This window comes from Trinickia symbiotica (genome assembly GCF_003028655.1).
GTDB classification, from domain to species: Bacteria; Pseudomonadota; Gammaproteobacteria; order Burkholderiales; family Burkholderiaceae; genus Trinickia; species Trinickia symbiotica_A.
In genome coordinates this window covers 131,036-148,754 of the sequence record NZ_PYUC01000006.1, presented here as the reverse complement: position 1 = coordinate 148,754, position 17,719 = coordinate 131,036, and the positions used below count along the sequence as shown (strand labels likewise).

Annotated in this window: 14 protein-coding genes and 1 pseudogene; 11 read left to right on the top strand and 4 right to left on the bottom strand. The window is 61.1% G+C overall.

The window, feature by feature from the left end; all coding sequences use genetic code 11:
* Window positions 1-19 precede the first annotated feature (19 nt).
* The 4 genes from C9I57_RS13565 to C9I57_RS33825 all read left to right on the top strand — a co-directional run bounded on the left by C9I57_RS13565 (window position 20) and on the right by C9I57_RS33825 (window position 3,625).
* Window positions 20-244 (top strand): hypothetical protein, encoded by a 225-nt coding sequence (locus tag C9I57_RS13565; RefSeq protein ID WP_107151200.1) that lies wholly within the window; start codon window positions 20-22, stop codon window positions 242-244.
* Between the two features lie 264 nt (window positions 245-508).
* The gene (locus C9I57_RS13560; protein ID WP_107151199.1) at window positions 509-1,483 is read left to right on the top strand and encodes a helix-turn-helix transcriptional regulator; all 975 of its coding nucleotides are present in this window, start codon (window positions 509-511) and stop codon (window positions 1,481-1,483) included.
* Window positions 1,484-1,511: 28 nt separating this feature from the next.
* The gene (locus tag C9I57_RS13555; RefSeq protein WP_107151198.1) at window positions 1,512-2,477 is read left to right on the top strand and encodes a helix-turn-helix transcriptional regulator; all 966 of its coding nucleotides are present in this window, start codon (window positions 1,512-1,514) and stop codon (window positions 2,475-2,477) included.
* A gap of 332 nt (window positions 2,478-2,809) precedes the next feature.
* Window positions 2,810-3,625, top strand: coding sequence for a hypothetical protein (locus C9I57_RS33825; RefSeq protein ID WP_258187631.1), 816 nt, complete (start codon window positions 2,810-2,812; stop codon window positions 3,623-3,625).
* Window positions 3,626-3,699: 74 nt separating this feature from the next.
* On the opposite strand, the gene C9I57_RS13545 is transcribed toward C9I57_RS33825, so the two are convergent.
* A complete protein-coding gene (locus C9I57_RS13545) occupies window positions 3,700-3,891 on the bottom strand; it encodes a hypothetical protein (protein WP_107151197.1) in 192 nt (63 codons plus the stop codon).
* Window positions 3,892-4,427: 536 nt separating this feature from the next.
* Here C9I57_RS13545 and C9I57_RS32435 point away from each other — a divergent pair.
* A complete protein-coding gene (locus C9I57_RS32435) occupies window positions 4,428-4,841 on the top strand; it encodes a hypothetical protein (RefSeq protein WP_146166216.1) in 414 nt (137 codons plus the stop codon).
* 912 nt (window positions 4,842-5,753) lie between these two features.
* Here C9I57_RS32435 and C9I57_RS13540 read toward each other — a convergent pair.
* Together C9I57_RS13540 and C9I57_RS13535 are read right to left on the bottom strand one after the other, a co-directional pair.
* On the bottom strand, window positions 5,754-6,569 hold the full coding sequence (locus tag C9I57_RS13540; RefSeq protein WP_146166215.1) for an alpha/beta fold hydrolase: 816 nt from the start codon (window positions 6,567-6,569) through the stop codon (window positions 5,754-5,756).
* 190 nt (window positions 6,570-6,759) lie between these two features.
* Entirely contained in the window at window positions 6,760-8,772 is a 2,013-nt protein-coding gene (locus C9I57_RS13535; RefSeq protein ID WP_107151195.1) for a carboxypeptidase-like regulatory domain-containing protein, read from the bottom strand.
* Between the two features lie 399 nt (window positions 8,773-9,171).
* On the opposite strand from C9I57_RS13535, the gene C9I57_RS13530 reads away from it, so the two are divergent.
* The 6 genes and pseudogenes from C9I57_RS13530 (at window position 9,172) to C9I57_RS13505 (ending at window position 17,117) form a co-directional block, all read left to right on the top strand.
* Window positions 9,172-9,861: a response regulator transcription factor gene (locus tag C9I57_RS13530; protein ID WP_107151194.1), complete on the top strand. Its 690-nt coding sequence runs from the start codon at window positions 9,172-9,174 to the stop codon at window positions 9,859-9,861.
* On the top strand, window positions 9,851-11,182 hold the full coding sequence (locus C9I57_RS13525) for a sensor histidine kinase (RefSeq protein ID WP_107151193.1): 1,332 nt from the start codon (window positions 9,851-9,853) through the stop codon (window positions 11,180-11,182). The genes C9I57_RS13530 and C9I57_RS13525 overlap by 11 nt, the downstream gene beginning before the upstream one ends.
* Before the next feature lie 85 nt (window positions 11,183-11,267).
* Complete coding sequence (locus tag C9I57_RS13520) at window positions 11,268-11,561, top strand: hypothetical protein (protein ID WP_146166214.1); 294 nt, start codon at window positions 11,268-11,270, stop codon at window positions 11,559-11,561.
* Between the two features lie 113 nt (window positions 11,562-11,674).
* Window positions 11,675-13,063: a TolC family protein gene (locus C9I57_RS13515; RefSeq protein WP_107151191.1), complete on the top strand. Its 1,389-nt coding sequence runs from the start codon at window positions 11,675-11,677 to the stop codon at window positions 13,061-13,063.
* Window positions 13,060-14,127: an efflux RND transporter periplasmic adaptor subunit gene (locus tag C9I57_RS13510; RefSeq protein ID WP_107151190.1), complete on the top strand. Its 1,068-nt coding sequence runs from the start codon at window positions 13,060-13,062 to the stop codon at window positions 14,125-14,127. Before C9I57_RS13515 ends, C9I57_RS13510 begins: the two co-directional genes overlap by 4 nt.
* A gap of 39 nt (window positions 14,128-14,166) precedes the next feature.
* Window positions 14,167-17,117 (top strand): annotated as a pseudogene (locus C9I57_RS13505) (efflux RND transporter permease subunit).
* Window positions 17,118-17,195: 78 nt separating this feature from the next.
* Here the strand turns inward: C9I57_RS13505 and C9I57_RS13500 are convergent.
* The gene (locus tag C9I57_RS13500; RefSeq protein ID WP_258187630.1) at window positions 17,196-17,663 is read right to left on the bottom strand and encodes a winged helix-turn-helix transcriptional regulator; all 468 of its coding nucleotides are present in this window, start codon (window positions 17,661-17,663) and stop codon (window positions 17,196-17,198) included.
* Between the last annotated feature and the right edge of the window lie 56 nt (window positions 17,664-17,719).

The following is a 17,719-nucleotide window of genomic DNA, read 5'->3' as shown; positions in this document are numbered from 1 at the left end:
TCTTGCCGGGCGCACGCCGATGTGCCCGCCTTCCTCGCGGCGGCTCCTCGATCGGCCGATTCGTCAGCGTGTTGTGCAGGATTACGTGCAGCCTGATTGGCGCTACCATGCCGACGAGACGCTTCTGCCGCCTTTCGACGCGGCTCTGGGCGGTCACGTTTCCGCGGCCTACCGACAACCGATCGAGATCAACGTTGCAGATCTGCGTTCCGAACTGCGGGCCCGCCGCGATGGTCTGGATTGAAAGTGGAACAAACCGAATTCGGCGCGCCATTGATGATTGTTCCTCCGATAATTCGTCGGTATCATTGCGCAAAGCGTAAAAAACGCAGGCGGTGGCATGGGGTAGCCGGCGCGATGACTGCCCGCTGAAGGCGATTCCGGCAGCGCGCAAAGAACTATGCAACAGCGTTGACTCGAGCGGCACGGCGCAACGCACGGACCATCACCGAAAGCCGCACGGACATCTCAATGTCGGGCCATACAACGTGCGCTTCCGGGGGGAGAGATGGAAACATTTGGTCAGTTGTTGCTCGACGTCTACCGCGGTGCGCGCGAGATCCCGGCCGACGACTTCCAGGCCTATGCGCTGCGGCAGCTCAAGGCCGTGATTCCGTTCGACATGGCGCGATGGGGGACCAGCGCAAGGGATGACCGAGGCGTGGATTTTCATCGCCCCTGCGTGCTGGAGGATCCGCCAGAAACGCTCGAAAACTACGCCGAAATTCGCGAGCAGGATAGCGCTGCGCGGTATGTCATTGACCGGCCCGGCCGGACCGGCAACTTTGCCCTCACCGCGCAGTACAGGGCCAGCCGGAAAACCGCCGGCATTTTCGCGTACGCGCGGCGTTTCCGTCATGAACATGGTCTGATCACCGCTTTCCGGAACCCCGAGACCGGGTTACTGAAAACCGTCTCCCTGTACGGCGCCTATAGTAACCGGCCGTTCACAGAGCAACAGCGACGAATGATGCAGGCCGCCGCTCCGCATCTGATGGAGGCGTGGACCGTAAATCACATCGTCCACCTCGAGCAGATCCGGGCGACGGCAGCAGAAGCGCGGTGGAGCATGGCGATCGCCGATGCGGCGGGCCATCTCGTTTTCGCGGAGAGCGATTTTGAATCCATGCTCTGCGCCGAATGGCCCGCGTCGCGACACATAGTCCTCCCTGCGCCGATGTACGACACCATCTTTGGCACGAATCAGAACCGGTACGCAGGCCGAACGTTCATCGCGACGGGCACGCCTTCGAGGTCATTGTGTTTTCTGAAGGCGCGTCGACGCCTCCCGGTCGATAGCCTGACCGCACGCGAACGCGAGATCGCGCAGCTCATTGCGCAAGGAATGACACACAAGGAGATCGCGAGGCGGCTGTGTATCGCCCCGGCGACAGTGCGCAATCATGCCCAGGCGATATTGAAAAGAGCTGATGTCCACAATAACGCTGAACTGGCGACACAATTGAAGCGCGCCGGCTATTGAACGGACCGACATCACACGGGGAACGGTCATGGATCGGCTCAATCCGCTGGTGCTATCGCTGTACCGGGCGGCGCGGGAAGCGCCCATAGCCGAATTTCAGGACGCTGCGCTGCGGCTCGTCAAGTCGCACGTCCGGTTCGACGGGTGCAAGTGGGGAGCCAGCGCGATCGATGATCACGGCGTGCTCTTTCAGTCAGTTCATTTTCACGAAGATGATCCCGAGGGCGCGGCAGTCTATAACGAGGTGCGTCATCAGGACCGTGCCGCGTTCTGGGCGATTAGCCATCGGGGGCAGACAGGCAACTTTCATTTCGCGTCGTTCTACGAGGGCCTCTCAGCGATCGCCGACTACACGCGCCGCTATCGCCATTCGAACGCGCTGATCACGGGTCTACCCGGCGTCGATGACCGTGCCATACAGTCCGTGTCGATTTATCGGGGCGATTCGGACAATACGTTTTCTGAGAATGAACGGCGCGCCATCGAATACATCGTGCCGCATCTGAACGAGGCGCTGACAATCAGCCGGCTGTTTGCCGCGACACGCTTTCGTGCGGCAGCGGAAGGGCACTGGGCAGTCGCAATAGTCGATCATGCCGGCGTGTTGCAATTCGCTGACCCGGAGTTCGAGGCTCTCATCCAGGCGGAATGGCCCGCCGGTACCGTGCGGCGGCTGCCGGGCGCGGCACACGTTGCACTGACCTCTGGCGATGGGAGCCGACAGTACACGGGGCGGACGCTGATCATGCGCTACGTCGCCGAGGCGGGCATCATCTTCGTCCGGGCGCGGCCTCGCGTACCCGCTGATGGCCTGACGCCGCGCGAGCTGTCGGTGGTGCAGGCTATTGCTCGCGGCTACACCCACAAGGAAATCGCGCGGCTCCTGCACCTTTCACCGGCGACCGTGCGCAATCAGATTCAGGCCATTCACAATCGACTGGAGGTCGGCACCAACGCAGAGCTCGTCGCCGTGCTGCTGCGGGCGGGATATTGAGCGCAAAGGGGATTTCGGCAATGCACTACGGTCAGACTGAACGTTCATCGGTTCGCCGGGTGAGGCGACCTGCTCTAGGGGGGAGGCTCCCGTGAGCGGACATGAAATCCTGCTATCGTTATATCGCGGCGCGCCCGGGAAGTCCCTGTCGATCAGTTTCTTGACTGGGCACTGGGACTGCTAAAGACAGCCGTGCCGTTCGATATGGCTCGATGGGGCATTGGAATACAGGACGGCGGCGGATGCACGTTTCCGGTCAATCATATTTTTGACAATGATCCGGAAATCGGGATCCACTACGACGCCGTTCGCGCGCACGACACAGCAGCACTTTGGTAGGAACCCATTTCCGATGCACAGGGAATTTTAACCAGCGCAAAAGTTGTTCGTCGCCGGATCAAGCGGGCATCTGGGGCTACGCCCGACGCTTTCGTCACGCACACGCGCTGATTGCCGGCGAGATTGATGCGCCCGGTCTCGGCCGCACGATTTCGCTCTATGGCGCCATGCCGGAGCGTCCTTTTGCGGAGTATCAGCGGCAAACCATGCAGTGGCTTTTTCCGCACCTAATGGAAGCATGGTCGATCAATCAGGCGTTACACGCGGAGAAAATCCGCATTGAACCGGATGAGCGTCAGTGGACAGTCGCAATGGCCGACCCTGCGGGTTTCCTGCACTTTGTCGAGCCTGATGCCTGGCCGCTACTTGAGGCAGAATGGCCGGGCATGCCCACACACCGATTGCCGGAGCATGCCATTCATGTCCTGCTTGAACGATCCGGTCGACGCTTCGACGGCACCCAGATCGTCGTCACGACGGTCGTGGCGGGACGCCTGCTGTTCCTGAAGATTCGCTCCCGCGTCGCGGCTGACAGCCTCACGCCGCGGGAACGGGCGATCGCTGCGGAGATCGCCGATGGGTTACACACAAGGAGATCGCCCGCAGGCTTGCCCTGTCGCCCGCGACCGTGCGTAACCAGATCCAGTCGATCCACGAGCGGCTCGACGTACGCAACAACGCGCAACTGGTGGCGAAACTCAGGCAGGCGCGCGGCTAGCTCGGGCCACCACTCCTGCGGCGGTAACTCGACATGGAAGAAGTGCCCCGCATCGACGCATCGGGCCGCGTGCGCGGGAACGACGCCGTGAGGTCGCCACTTCGCTGGACGGATCGGTCGGCACCTCGTGACTGGGTGCGGAACGCGGATACGTCAATCAGCGGTTCACGCGCCATCAAGCTTCAAGATGCTGGCGAAGAGCGTGTCGGCACGATCACCAAAATAGACGTGCAGAAGGTCCGGTGTCGCCATAAGTTCGTCGATCAACGGATAGAAGCGGCCGCGGTCGTGTGCCTGCGCGGCATGCTGCTCCAGTGCATGGACGAGCGATGCAGAAGGAGGCAGCCGCTCGACCATGGCGCGTCTCGGGCGCGGGGAAGACATAGTTCACCGTCCATGATCCGTCGCCGCCGACAACCGAGGAGCCTCTGGAACCGCTCGATGCGTTGCCGATTCAATCTCGCGTGACGACGGGGGTCAATGGTGCATTTGCATCATTGCGTCGCCGGCCATCTACCGCTTTACTTGCTATCAGGCGTCCGCTCAGCAGAAGGAGAGCGTAGAGTCATTGTCTTTCCGTCATGCCGGGCGCCCGCCCCAACGCTCGCCAAAGGGATCGCCATGAAAATACGTACCCTCCTCGCCGCAATAGTCTCGATGTCCGTCAATACGGCAGCCCGCGCAGATGATGAATTTTTTACTCACGTATATAGCCACCCTTCAAAAGCAAGCGGCTCATATTTAATCAATAAAAACGGCGGTGGTTTACAGATGAAATAAAAAATAGACTCTTGGCCGGAGCATGTGAGGCTCGAGACAACTAGACAGAACCGCGCTGGCCTCGTCGTAAACGCAATGATGCTAGATTGCAATAAATTATGGAGGTGTGAAAAATGATTTATGTCAGAATACTTGCTTGCTTATCAAGCCTTACTCTCAGCTCAATTAATCAAGCTTTCTCTGAAACAATAAAACTCGAATGTCATCTTGGCCCCAACAACATCGGTATGACGCACGATGTTACTCTCATTGTCGACACAGTAAAAATGACAGTAAATGGTCCATCAATCTCAAAATCAAAAGATGGTAATTCGATTGAAAAGACGTCGTCCGTATACGAAGACTCACTCTTCGCAAGTGAGACCGTCCAAGCATCAAGCGGCGCAATGAGTGACATTCGTCTTACCGTCGACAGAGTAAGTGGCAGGGTAAGCGAAGACCAACACCTCATCAATCCAAACAAAAACTTTGACAGGACCGTTCACCTGGAGGGGGTTTGTCAAAAAGTTCAACAAAACAAGTTCTAGATTATAATCAAGGAAGTTTGATTATTGAAGAACAACTATTTCCAATTGGATTGGATTCAACGATATAGGCTAATCGTGAATTATAAATACGCACTTCTCCTTGTTTGTCTTTTTTCCGCTGCCGCGCTGGCTAATGTTACGTCCGGCTCCGGCACTGGCCCAACGGCTGCTGCTGCATGCCAAGCAGCTAAAAATTCCGTGCTCAGTGGATATGCAGGAACTAAAAACATCTCAAGCATTAGTGAATGTGAGTGTTCGGGCCCCACGATAGATGCATTCCGAGATGAGGTGTATCAATGCACGGTGGACGTTTATTATCGTTAAAAACCTTGGCGCCAAGACGATATTTGATTTAATTCATAATTACCGCCAACTTTCGGTTGCTACCGAGCTCTTTTTCGCGGATGGCTAACCTTGGAGGCGTCCTAGCACATATTGCGCAAGCTCCTCTGGGAACGTTGTTGTATCCTGCTGGAACGGCGGATTTGTGTGATGGGTTATGAATAGCTTTGCAGGCCAAGACTACCGGCGACGAACTTTTTCCAGCGCGAATCGCCGCAGCTGCGGAAATGTTTCGCAGCGTTGGCGATTATGGCGCTCGTCCTAAACAACAGAAAAGTCGCCGAGCACCGTTGTCGCTCTCTTCTCGTGGAGGGACATCGCTCAGGTGGAAAGTAAGGACGGTCAAGCACCTGATGTCCCGGTTTCGTCATCTGCATAGAAATCAGCGGTGCTGTCTCCGGCACCAATTGCCCGGGTCCCCATGCCGACGTTGCATAGCCGGCTTCCTTCGCCAGCCAAAGTAAAAACGGTTCTACTCAACTATGGGTTTCAGAGCGCACTCACTGAAGGCGCCTAATCGATAAGCATTAGAGCAGTACTGGCGCACCGACGCGCAGCGAATGGCCAAGCTCACGCGCGCGCGCGGCTAGCCGGCGGCCACCATTGCTCCGGCGGCAACTCGAGATGAACGAAGTGCCCGGCGTCGACGTGCCGGATTTTCGCGTGCGGGAAGAACGCCGCCCATACATTGCTTTCACTGGCTGAGTCGGTCAGCACGTCCTCGCGACCGAAGACGATCTCGACCGGGCATTCGACACGCGGGGGACCTTCCAGCGCGGGCGCATTCCAAAAGTCTTGAAGGATGGTGCGGAATGCCGAGACGTCAAACAGCGCCTCGCGCGCCATCAGGCCCGCAAACTCGGCATATTGCGCGTCAGCACGAGCGCTAAAATAGACGCGCAGGAAATTGGGTGTGGCCATTAGTTCGTCGACCAGAAGCCAGAAGCAATCGCGGTTATACGGTTGGGCAGAGAGCAGGTCCAGTGCACGGACGAGCGACTCCGAGTGGGGTAGCCGATCAACCACGCGGCGTGCCACGCGGGCGAGCCCATCGACCACGTCGAAGACGGGAGCGAGCAGCGTGAGCGCGTGAATCCGCTCTGGAATCCGGGCCGCGACGCGCAAGGCGACATGCGCGCCGAACGAATTGGCGATCAGTCCGACCGGCTGCCCGTACTGTCGCGCCCGTTCGGCGATGAGGTCGGTCGCCATCTCTACGAGTTCGCCGAACGGATGCGCGAAGAGCACCACTCCGCGCGGTTGGTCCCACCATTCGACTGGCAAGGCGCTTCCGTAGCGTTCGCGCTCGGCAATACAGCTCAGGCCGGGGCCGCCGTGGAGAAAGAGATTCGGGGCGGATTCAGCGCCTGCTCGAGAGGTGGACAAAATGGGCTCCGGACGGATCTAGTTGGCTGCGTCTGTCGGTTATCCAACGACGGAGAATAAAAATCACAATGACTTATTTGCGTCATACGGACGGCAAGGGCCGCCTGGGATAGCGAAACCGATGTTCCCCCACCCCCACCCCCAGTACCCTCTGGCAGGCGGGGGAACAGACTCTTATGGCGAGCACCGACTACGAGGCATTGGGTGCCGAGGCGCTGTTGCGATAAGTCTGGTTGTCATAGAACCGGATTCCCTGAGGATTCTTACCGCGCAACTGGACGACGCGATAACTCGGATCGTTCGTATTGTTGATCGCGAGGAATGGACAAGCCTGACTGCAGACGGGGGCGTTGACCGTCACCGACGAGGCGCCCGCCGCAAGTTGCGCGAAGTTCTGCACGCCACCGCCCGAGTCTTCCGTCATGATCTCCACGCCGTACAGCGACGGCTGATTCTGCGCGGCCGTAAAGTCGACCGGCACGGACGCAATCGCTGCAGCCTCCGGGCCAGTGGGGCTCAGGAAATTCGCTAGGACGTCGCTGCCCAATGTCGCCCATGGCGTTTGCGCGCCAAGAGTCGAGTCTGCCGGAGGGGTGGCGTTGAAGACCGAGAATTGATCGAGTTGGACCCCGCTCCCGTTGTAGAGCGTGAAGGTATACGTCCCATTCGCAGGCAGTTGCGTAACATTGAGGTTGGTCGTGCTCCAGAAGCCCTTCGTTGGCGGTGTGAATGGCTCCGACGCCGACATCGATGTCCATGACCAACGGTATTCCCCCGTGTTGCTCGGCGTAGTCGTTCCAGCCAGCGGAGGCGATGCCGGCTGTTTGGTCATAATCGCGAGCGAATTGTCACCGGTGACGGCCGAGATCGTCATGTAGACTCCTGCCGTCGGCAGGCCAGGCCCCGTTACCAGCGCTGAATTGACATTCGTCGCGTTGGGTCCACTAAGGTTGAAATTCAGGATCACGCCAGCATCGTAGAAATTGACATCGCTACTGTTGGATCCATTCGGGTAGTTGTCGTAGAACATCCGTCGGGTGATGCGCGTTTCGACGGACGCATCGTACTTGAGCTGATTGCCGACGATGTCCCAGGAAACCTGGGTACCCCCCGGCAACGTGATCGGGCTCGAAACTGCTTGCACGGTCGTCACGAACGAGTATTGCGAAAGCGCTGTCCCGCTCCCGATCGAGTAGGGCACACGAATCACCGCGTTCGATCCATCGGCTGCGATCTTGACGATCGATGGTGTGCCGAGCGAGACCGATGACGAACTCAGGTCGGTGTCGTACTGCTGGATGCTAGTGTAGCCATTATCTTTGTAACTAGCATCGAATACCGCGGTGCAGGCCGAGGCGCTCGAGCCCGTCAGGCATAAGGTAAGCGCCGAGGGCAAGGCTCCGAGGTAAGTCGAAAGGTTCGAGAAATTGGTGGAAAAGCCTGCCGCCGGAGCCTGCAGCGGCGCGGGCGGATTCGCTTCGCCGGTCGTGCTCAGGTTGAGGTAGCCGCTTGCCTGGGTGGTGCCGTTCGGAAGTGGAATCTTGCTCACCAAGTAGGTCGCCGCACCTTGTTGCTGCACGGCAACGAGGTCGATTACGGCATCGGCGCCCGTGTGATTCGCCACGAACGGCGTACCGACGGGATCAAAGCTCGAGGACAGGCCGTTGGCGGCGAGCAGATTGACCAGATACGCGTCGAGCGTGCTGACAGCCTTCCGGACATTTGCCGCGGTCACTGCGCTGAGCGTGGTGGTCCCGCTTGCCGTGACGAAATCCATCGCGTTGCCGTCCTGAGTCAGCAGCGAACTGAGCGCAGTGGTGAGGGGCGTCACGTTGGCTACGGTGGACTGGCCGGCGGAAGGAAGGCCCGCGAGCACGGACACCATCGAACTTACCTGTCCGCTTGGATCAGTCGCGACTAGCGCGATTGGTGCGGTCAGGCCCGTTACGATGAGCGTGTAGTTGCCGTTCGCGTCAGCCGCAGCCCGGGCGGTCTTGCCGTTCATGTCGGTGGCGGTAACGACCGCGTTCGCCACGGCGTTGCCGCTCGCGACCGTGCCCTGTACGACAGCTTGTTGCGTGCTCCCTCCGCCGCCAGTGGCGCTCCCGCCATCCCCACCGCCATGGCATGCCGTCCCCAGTACGACATACGCGGCGGCGACCGGCAGCCAACCACGCTTGCGAAAGCTCGATAACTGTGCCATTTCCTTTCCCCTTTGGTCGATTTACAGACGTGTTCTTCTGAAACTTCTCGTGCGAAATCGAATCGTCCGAGCGGACACCGACCGCCGATTCTTTGTGTATGAAGGTAGGGCAGACGAGGGGATCGGCCAATGATGCAAATGCACCATTGCGTTTTCATTGACCACCGATTCGGCGCATGTCCCTATGGATCGCCTGTGCTTCGGGTGCGCGGCTGTTGCACTGAGCGCTTCGCGGCAGATGCGCCGATCCTGAAAGCCGGGAATCTGGTCAGGGCCGCGGGAGTTGCTCGCCGGGGGCCAGATATCCCCTCGATTCAAGTCGCGTTAGCATGCATGCGTGCGGATTCCGCAAGCAGCATTTTCTGCTAACGTGCCGTTTCCACGGACTTTCGCGAAGCGATGAAAGTACTCATTATCGAGGACGATGCGGCGATCGCCGCCAATCTTTGCGACTATCTCGAAAGCCTCGGCTACGAGGTGGACGTTGCCGCGAGTGGCAATGCGGGCCTGCGTTTCGCGCTCGCCGAGGCGTGGGACGCGATTCTGCTCGATCTCGCGCTGCCCGGAGTCGATGGGCTGACCCTGTGCCGCGAGCTGCGCCAGGAGGCCCATCGCGATACGCCGGTGCTGATGCTGACGGCGAAAGATCGACTCGACGACAAACTCGCCGGATTCGAGCACGGCGCCGACGACTATCTCGTCAAGCCGTTTTCACTGAAGGAAGTCGGCGCGAGGCTCGGCGCGCTGATCAAGCGTTACCGCGGCCAGGTCGCGACGCGCGAACTGTGTTTCGCCGACGTTCGCCTCGACCTCGCGACGCTGACCGTCGAGCGGGCAGGCCGTGCGATCAAGCTTCAACCCAAGTGTCTACAGATCCTGCGGATCCTGATGCAATCGCCAAACCGCGTATTCGGGCATGCGGAGCTCGAAGCGGAGGTTTGGGGCGAAACGCTGCCGGGCAGCGACACGTTGCGCACTCATATTTATACGCTGCGCAAGGCGCTAACCCTGCCCGGGGAGGCCGAGCTCATCGAGACGGTTCACGGGCTCGGCTACCGGCTCGCCGCGGGCGGAAAACATGCGGCGTAGTCTGCGCTTAAAAGTCGCGCTCGTATTTTCGGCGCTGACGATCGTGCTCCTCGTCGCGCAGGCGTTCGGTGTCAGGGTACTGGCCGAGGGGCAGGAGGAAAGGCTCATCGACGCGCTGATCCACGACGACATGGTCAGCGTGCTGCGGCGCTACCATGCCGACGAGACGCTCCTGCCGCCTTTCGACGCGGCTCTGGGCGGTTACGTCTCCGCTGCCTACCGGCAACCGATCGAGATCAGGCTGCCCGCGTATGTCGGCCGCCTGTCGAACGGGATCCACGAGATCATCCTCGGCGGACAAGAGATTCATGTGGCGATCGTTCCGTTCGAGTCGACGCGGCTTTACCGCGTCTACGACTTCAGTGCGTACGAGCAGCACTTCAAGGCAGTCATCAACGCGCTGATGGCCGGCACGGGCGTATTCGCTCTATTGACGATTTGGCTTGCGTTCGGCCTCTCCGCGTTGCTCGTGAGGCAGGTCGCCGGCCTCGCTCGCCAGGTCAAATTGTTGCGACACGCGGGCTCGGCTCCGATCAACCCGGGCAAATACGACGAAGAGGAACTCGTCGACCTCGTCTATGCGTTCAACGATTACCACACGCGCATGGAGGACGCGATCGACCGGGAGAAGGAGTTCACGAGCCACGTCAGCCACGAACTGCGCACACCGCTCACCACGATCAAGACGAGTTGCGAGTTGCTCGAGCAGGATCCCGCGATCGCCGGGAAATCGCGCGCCCGGCTCGGCCAGATCGATCGCGCGGCCGACGGCATGCGCGAACTCGTCGATGCCTTGCTGTTGCTTGCGCGTGAAGAATCGGCCATGCACTTGGAGCCGGTCGCGCTCGCACGCCTCGTCGAAGACGCTTTGCAACCGTTCGAGGACACGCTGCGAGCCAAAGACTTGGCAAGCGTCGTCGACATCGATGATACGGTGACCGTCTACGCCAATTCGGCAGCGCTTGCGATCGTGCTCTCCAACCTCATCGATAACGCCGTGCGTTACACGAGCGAAGGGAAGATCCGCGTAGCGTGGGAAGGTGGGCGGCTACTCGTCGAAGATACGGGCTGTGGAATCGCGGAGCAGGCATTGCCACATGTATTCGAACGGTTCTACAGAGGCGGCGAGCCCGCATCCGATGTTCACGGTTTCGGTCTGGGATTGGCGATCGTCCGCAAGATTGGTGAAAGGTATGGCTGGGAAGTTTCGATCGAGAGCGAAACCGGACGCGGCACTCGCCTTTGGCTGCGCCTGCCCGTGAGCGGCAACGGCCGTTCCGAGAGTCCGGACGGGAAGGGGACGGGCGAGAGGGCTTCTTGACGAAAATTTCACAACGCGTTGGGTAGCATTGCGGTCAGGATGACGCTGGACCGGGCGACATCCGCGGACCCAATGTAGGACATTGATGAATTCCCGGCTGCTTTTCTATATGGCCGTCTCGATCGCATTGACTGCGGGGGCAGGCTGGTACATTTCCCGCGCGCTCGATGCGGGCATCAACTCATACCTTTACATTTCGCTCGATGCGAATTCGGCCGCGCCTGGGGCGGCGGCTGATACGACGCAGGCGCAGAGGTTCGACGGGCACGCGGCACAGGCGAAAAGCGCGCATACCGCCGCCGCGGTGAGCCCGGCCATTCAGCGAACGGATCCTATCGAAGCGGCGCCGACGGCGCAGCGCGATGCGCGCGATCCGTGAACGAATCCGAACCGCGCTCTTACGCTTTATTGACGAAAACTTCACACGCGGTTCCGTAGCATCCACGCCAGAAAGCTGCCGAGTCCACTGGCAGCGGGCTAACGGAGTCCGCAATGCGCAAAGCGACATTGATTGCGTTCGCTTGGCTCGCCGGTTGCGCGACCTATCACGCGCAGCCGATCGCCCCGATCGAGCTCGCCCGACAATTCGAACATCGTTCGCTGACGAGCGAAGGCCTGCACGTCTACATCGCACGTGAATTGGGCCACGATATCGCGCCGTGGCCTCCGACGCGGTGGAACAGCGAGACGCTCAGCATGGCGGCGTGGTACTACAGCCCGACACTCGACATCGCACGCGCGCAGTGGGGCACGGCCAACGCGGGGATCGACGTCGCCAATGCGATTCCCAATCCCGTCCTCACGCTGCCGTTTCAATATGCGACGCCCAACCCCGGTCCGGGTGCGCCCTATACAACGGGTCCCGCACTCGATATTCCCATCGAGACCGCGCACAAGCGAGGCTATCGCGTCGATCAGGCATCGCACCTCTCCGAAGCCGCGCGTCTCACCATCGCCAGCGAAGCATGGAAGGTTCGTTCGCAGGTGCGTGTCGCGCTGCTTGCGCTCTATGCGGCTCGCGAGCGTATCGCGATTCTGTCCCGGAAGGCCGAGGCCGAGCGGCGGATCGCCGAGATGAGCCGCAAGCGCCTCGAGCTCGGGCAGTTCTCGCGGCCCGATGTCGATGCGGCCGTGCTGGCCGATACCCAGGCGCAGAGCGATCTTGCCGCTGCAAGAAGCGTCGAGGAGAATGCACGCGCGCAGCTGGCGGTGGCCATCGGCCTGCCTGTTGCCGCGCTCGACGGCGTCCAGTACGACCTCGATGAGTTCCGTGCGGCGCCGCCGGCACCGCCGGCCGCGGATGCGCAACGCGAGGCCATCTTCCATCGCGCCGACCTGCTCGCGTCGCTCGCCGATTACGCCGCGGCCGAATCGGCACTGCAGCTGGAAGTCGCGAAGCAGTATCCGGACATTCATCTGGGTCCGGGCTATTCGTACGACACGGGCATCAACCGGATCGCGTTTGGTTTGGCCGGTATTACGTTGCCGATTTTCGATCGGAACGAAGGCGGCATTCGCGAAGCGGAAGCGAAGCGCAAAGAGGCGGCCACGCGCACGGCGGCGTTGCAGGACGCAATCCTCGGCGATCTCGATCACGCGCTCGCACATTACCGCTCGAGCCTCGAGGCGTTGCGCTTGTCCGATGCGCATTTGGCCGACGCACGCAAACAGGTCAACAGCGAGGCCTCGGCCTTTGCCGCCGGCAATATCGACCGCCTGACGTACACCCAGGCCGTCGCCGATTATCAAACCAGCGAAATCGCACGCTTGGACGCGGAGGTCGCCGTGCAGCAGGCGGCCGGGGCGATCGAGGACGCGATGCAGCAGCCGTTCGGCCACGGCGCGGTGCGCCACACCATGAGCGAGGCACAAGCACGATGAAACCTCGATTGATGCTCTTCATTGTCGTCTCGCTGGCGCTGGCCGGAGGCGCCGGCTGGTACATCCATCGGACGCTCGTCGCATCGGCTGTTCATGCCCCCGCTGCGATCGCGCAGCCACGCTCGCAGCCTGCCGTGCAGACCGTCAACGGGGAAACGGTGGTCGTCGTGAGCTTAGCCGCGCAGCGCGCAAGCCACATCACGGTCGCGCCGCTTGCCGCTGTCAGCGATCAGCCCGATGTCAGCGCTTATGCGACGGTGATCGATCTGCAGCCGCTTTTCGACCTGCGCAATCGACAGGCTGCGGCTCAAGCGGACGTGGGCACATTCAGGGCGCAGGCGGCGAGCTCGCGGGCGCAATACGAGCGCAACCGCACGCTGTTTGCGGACGATCGCAACGTCTCTCAGAAGAGCCTCGAGGAGGCTCGCTCGGCGATGCAGATCGACGAGGCGAAACTGCAGTCGGCCAAAGCAGCGCTCGATGGGATCGATGCAGCGATGCGGCAGCAGTTCGGCGATGCGCTCACCAACGCCGCGACGATGCCGAAATCGGACCTGTTCGAATGGTTGCAATCGGGGCAGGCGGTCGTCGTGCGTGTCACGTTGCCCGCGAACTTTGCCGAAGCCGCGCCGGCCCTGATCACGGTGCAGGCCCCCGACGGGCAGCCCGTGCCGGCGCGAAAGCTATCGGCGTCGCCCTTCGCCGACCCGGCCGTGCAAGGCAACCCTTGGTTCTATGTCGCGGCGCGGGCGTTGCCCGCCGGCTTGCATACGAGCGCGAAGATTCCCATGCCGAGCGAGGCGCGTTCGGGGCTCTTGATTCCCGATCAGGCGGTGGTCTGGTACGGCGGACAGACCTGGGCGTATGTCCGCACGTCTTCCGATCGCTTTACGCGCCGATACGTATCGGCCGGCGATGAGAGAAGTCGCGGCTTCATTGTGACTTCCGGGTTTCGCATGGGTGATGAAGTTGTCACGCAAGGTGCGCAATTGTTGCTCTCCGAGGAGCTCAAGCCACAGGGGATCGGAGCGGCGTGCAAGGATCCGCCCGAGTGTGACGACTGACCGTCGCTCTCAGCCCCGTTCAACGCCGCCCCCGGATCCATGCTCAACTCGACCATCCGCTTCTCACTGCGCCTTCGCGGCATCGTCTACGCGCTGGCGGTCATAGCAGCCGGCTACGGCGTATTCGCAATGACGCGCGCGAAGCTCGACGTGTTTCCCGAGTTCGCCCCGCCGATGAGCCTCGTGCAGACTGAAGCGCCGGGGCTGACGAGTGAGCAAGTCGAAACCCTCGTGACTCAGCCGATCGAAAACGCGCTCGGGGGCATGCTCGGCCTCCAATCGATGCGATCGAGATCGATCCAGGGTCTTTCCGCCATCACGCTTGTCTTCACCGACCGCTCGGACGTAATGCAGGTGCGTCAACTCGTGACCGAGCGTATCAACGGGCTCTCCGCCACCCTCCCTGTGGGCGTTCGACCGCCGAGGCTGCTGCCGCTCACCACGACGACGAGCGTCGTGCGCATCATCGGCCTCACATCGAAGACGCGCTCGCAGATGGACCTGTACGACATCGCTCAGTGGACCATCGCGCCGCAACTGCTCAACGTACCCGGGGTGGCTGACGTCATCGTATTCGGCGGCGAGGCGCGCCAGATGCAGATCCAGGTCGACCCGACCAAGCTGATGCACTATGGATTGTCGATGCAAGACGTGATTGCCGCGGCACGGCAGTCCACCGGTGTGCGCGGCGCGGGATTCGTCGAGAACGACAACCAGCGCATCGCCGTCAATGCCGACGGTCAAATTGCCACGCCTGGCAAGCTCGCCGGGGTGGTGCTGCGCACGAGTAATGGGGCGGCCGCTCGCCTGGGCGACGTGGCCAATGTAGCTTGGGGCAGCGCACCGCCTGTCGGGGCAGCGCCGATCATGGGTACGCCCGGCGTCATGCTGGAGCTCGAAAGCCAGTATGGCACCAACACGATGGCCGTCACCCGAGACATCGAAAAGAAATTGGCTGCGCTGGAGCCGGTGCTCGCGAAGCAAAGTGTCGACGTCACCGCGAACGTGTTCCGGCCGGCCAATTTCATCGAAATGGCGATCGGTCATCTGCGCACGGCGCTCGTAGTCGGCGCCGTCCTTGTCGTCGCGGTTCTGTTCCTCTTCTTACTCAACGTGCGCACCGCCGTGATTTCCGCGGTGGCGATTCCGCTCTCGCTGCTCATCGCGATCATCGTGCTCGTCTCGTTCGGCGTGAGCATGAATACGATGACGCTCGGAGGCCTCGCCATCGCACTGGGCGAGGTGGTCGACGATGCGATTACATCCTCGCCGTATTGGCCTCGCTCGCCGTGGCGCTGACGCTTACGCCCGCGATGGCGCTGGGGATCCTCGTGCGCGCGCCGCTGCCCGAACACGAGCCGCGCATGATCGCGCGTCTGAAGTCGTACTACACCGCACTGTTGGTGAGGATCGAGGTGCATGCGAAGGCCGTCATTGCGATTGTGGCGCTCGTGTGCGTGGTGGCGCTGGCATCGCTGCCGTTCCTGAGCGGGAACTTCATCCCGCAATTGCGCGAGGGGAACTACACGGTGCATATGGGGCTTCGACCCGGTACCTCGCTTGCCGAGTCGATGCGTATCGGCGCGCTCGTATCCAAGGCGTTGATGCAAGTGCCCGGCGTACGCCTCGTGGCACAAAGAGCGGGACGCGCGAATGGTGTCGTCGATCCGACCGGCGTGCAGCTCTCCGAATTCGAGGTCGATCTCGAGCCGATGAGCGCATCGGAGCAACGCTGGGCCCTATACCGGATTCGGCAGGCGCTCGCGCGCTTTCCAGGGCTCACGACATCCGTCAATACGTTTCTCGTCGAACGCATCGACGAGACAATTTCAGGGGTGACGGCTCCCGTCGTGGTGAACGTGTTCGGCAACGACCTCGATGTCATCGACCGCACCGCACAGAAAATTGCTCGCCTCATCGGGACGATTCGCGGTGTGGCAAGCGTTCAGGTCGCTTCGCCGCCAGGCATCCCCGAACTCGACGTGAAGCTCAAGCCCGACGAGCTGAGCCGCTTAGGCCTCAGGCCCGTCGAAGTCCTCGATGCGATCCAGGCGGCGTACGAGGGTGTCACCGTATCGCAGATTTACGAGGGCAGCCGCACCTACGACGTGACCGTAACGCTTGCCCCAGCTGCGCGCCGGACGCTCGGCGACATTGACAAGCTCATGGTGCGCAATACCGATGGACTTGCGGTTCCGCTTGGCACCCTCGCGACGATTCGCCAAGTCTCCGGCCGCTATCAGATCACGCACGACGGAGGCCAACGCGTGCAGACGGTATCGGTCAATCTGGGCAATCGCTCGATCAGCGACTTCGTGAAAGAAGCACAAGCACGGCTCGCCCGCGACATCACGATGCCTGCCGGCACTTATGCGGTATTCGGTGGGCAAAGCGAGGCTCGCGCGCAGTCGCAGCGCGATCTGATCGCCTATGGCTCGATTTCGCTGATCGGCATTACGCTGCTGCTTTTCCTCGCGTTGAGGAGCCGCCGCGGCGTATGGCTGGTCATGGTGAATTTGCCGTTTGCGCTCGTGGGCGGCGTGCTGAGCGTCGTGCTGACCGGCGCCAATCTTTCGCTCGGAAGCATGGTCGGCTTCGTCACACTCTTCGGCATATCGTTGCGCAACTCGATCATGTTGATCAGCCACTACGAGCACCTCGTGCATGTGGATGGGCTGCCATGGCGGGTCGATACCGCTGTGCGCGGCGCATCGGAACGACTGGTGCCGATCCTGATGACCGCGCTCGTTACCGCGCTGGCGCTGCTGCCGCTCGCGCTCACGAGCGGCGCGGCCGGCAATGAAATCGAGGGGCCAATGGCGATCGTCATTCTGGGCGGCTTGATTACCTCCACCGCGCTGAATCTGATCGTGCTGCCGACGCTCGCGCTGCGCTATGGGCGCTTCGAGCGCGATGAGCTCGACGAGCCCTTTATTTCATCCCGACCAGACAAGGAGCTCGCCGCAGATTCGCCGGGCAGAAAATCGTGAACTCCACCGGCCCCGGCGGCGGCGCGGTCTCGACCACCCCGCATGCATGCCTATTCAGTGAGCGCCGGGCGACGCCTCTTACGCAGCTTCCTTCTTGTTATCAAAGCGCAGGCGAGCCGCTGTGACTCGAGCATGATTCTCGTCGGCCCACTCGATCAGGACCTTCAACGCCTTGAACATCGAACGACCGAGGTCGGTCAGGCTGTATTCGACGCCCGGCGGCTTCGTCGGGAAGACCTCTCGATGCACATAGCCGTCGCGTTGTAACTCATGAAGTGTCTGCGTGAGCATTCGCTGCGAAATGTCGGGTACCAACCGGCGAAGCACACCGAATCGACACGGGTGCTCGGCCAGCGCCATCATCAGCAACGAGCTCCATCGGCCATTGATGACGTCAATGACGTCGCGCACCGGGCAGTTCGTGATTGAGCCGTATTTGTTTCGGACGTCGTCCAGCTTGGTTTTGAGAGCACTGGCCCGCGCTTTGGTGGTTCCCATTTGGTAACTATCTCCTGAAAAACTGCCTTCTTTACGGAAGAGAGCCAAAGCCTGATTATCGAGTCGCTCTCAAAATGAGAGTAACACTTAGAATGAGGCTAGTC

Bases quoted from the DNA above. Each gene is read 5' to 3' on its own strand.
- C9I57_RS13530 (WP_107151194.1), top strand. From the start codon at position 9,172: ATGAAAGTACTCATTATCGAGGACGATGCGGCGATCGCCGCCAATCTT.
- C9I57_RS13560 (WP_107151199.1), top strand. From the start codon at position 509: ATGGAAACATTTGGTCAGTTGTTGCTCGACGTCTACCGCGGTGCGCGC.
- C9I57_RS13545 (WP_107151197.1), bottom strand. From the start codon at position 3,891: ATGGTCGAGCGGCTGCCTCCTTCTGCATCGCTCGTCCATGCACTGGAG.
- C9I57_RS13520 (WP_146166214.1), top strand. From the start codon at position 11,268: ATGAATTCCCGGCTGCTTTTCTATATGGCCGTCTCGATCGCATTGACT.
- C9I57_RS13535 (WP_107151195.1), bottom strand. From the start codon at position 8,772: ATGGCACAGTTATCGAGCTTTCGCAAGCGTGGTTGGCTGCCGGTCGCC.
- C9I57_RS13515 (WP_107151191.1), top strand. From the start codon at position 11,675: ATGCGCAAAGCGACATTGATTGCGTTCGCTTGGCTCGCCGGTTGCGCG.
- C9I57_RS13525 (WP_107151193.1), top strand. From the start codon at position 9,851: ATGCGGCGTAGTCTGCGCTTAAAAGTCGCGCTCGTATTTTCGGCGCTG.
- C9I57_RS13510 (WP_107151190.1), top strand. From the start codon at position 13,060: ATGAAACCTCGATTGATGCTCTTCATTGTCGTCTCGCTGGCGCTGGCC.
- C9I57_RS13565 (WP_107151200.1), top strand. From the start codon at position 20: ATGTGCCCGCCTTCCTCGCGGCGGCTCCTCGATCGGCCGATTCGTCAG.
- C9I57_RS32435 (WP_146166216.1), top strand. From the start codon at position 4,428: ATGATTTATGTCAGAATACTTGCTTGCTTATCAAGCCTTACTCTCAGC.
- C9I57_RS13555 (WP_107151198.1), top strand. From the start codon at position 1,512: ATGGATCGGCTCAATCCGCTGGTGCTATCGCTGTACCGGGCGGCGCGG.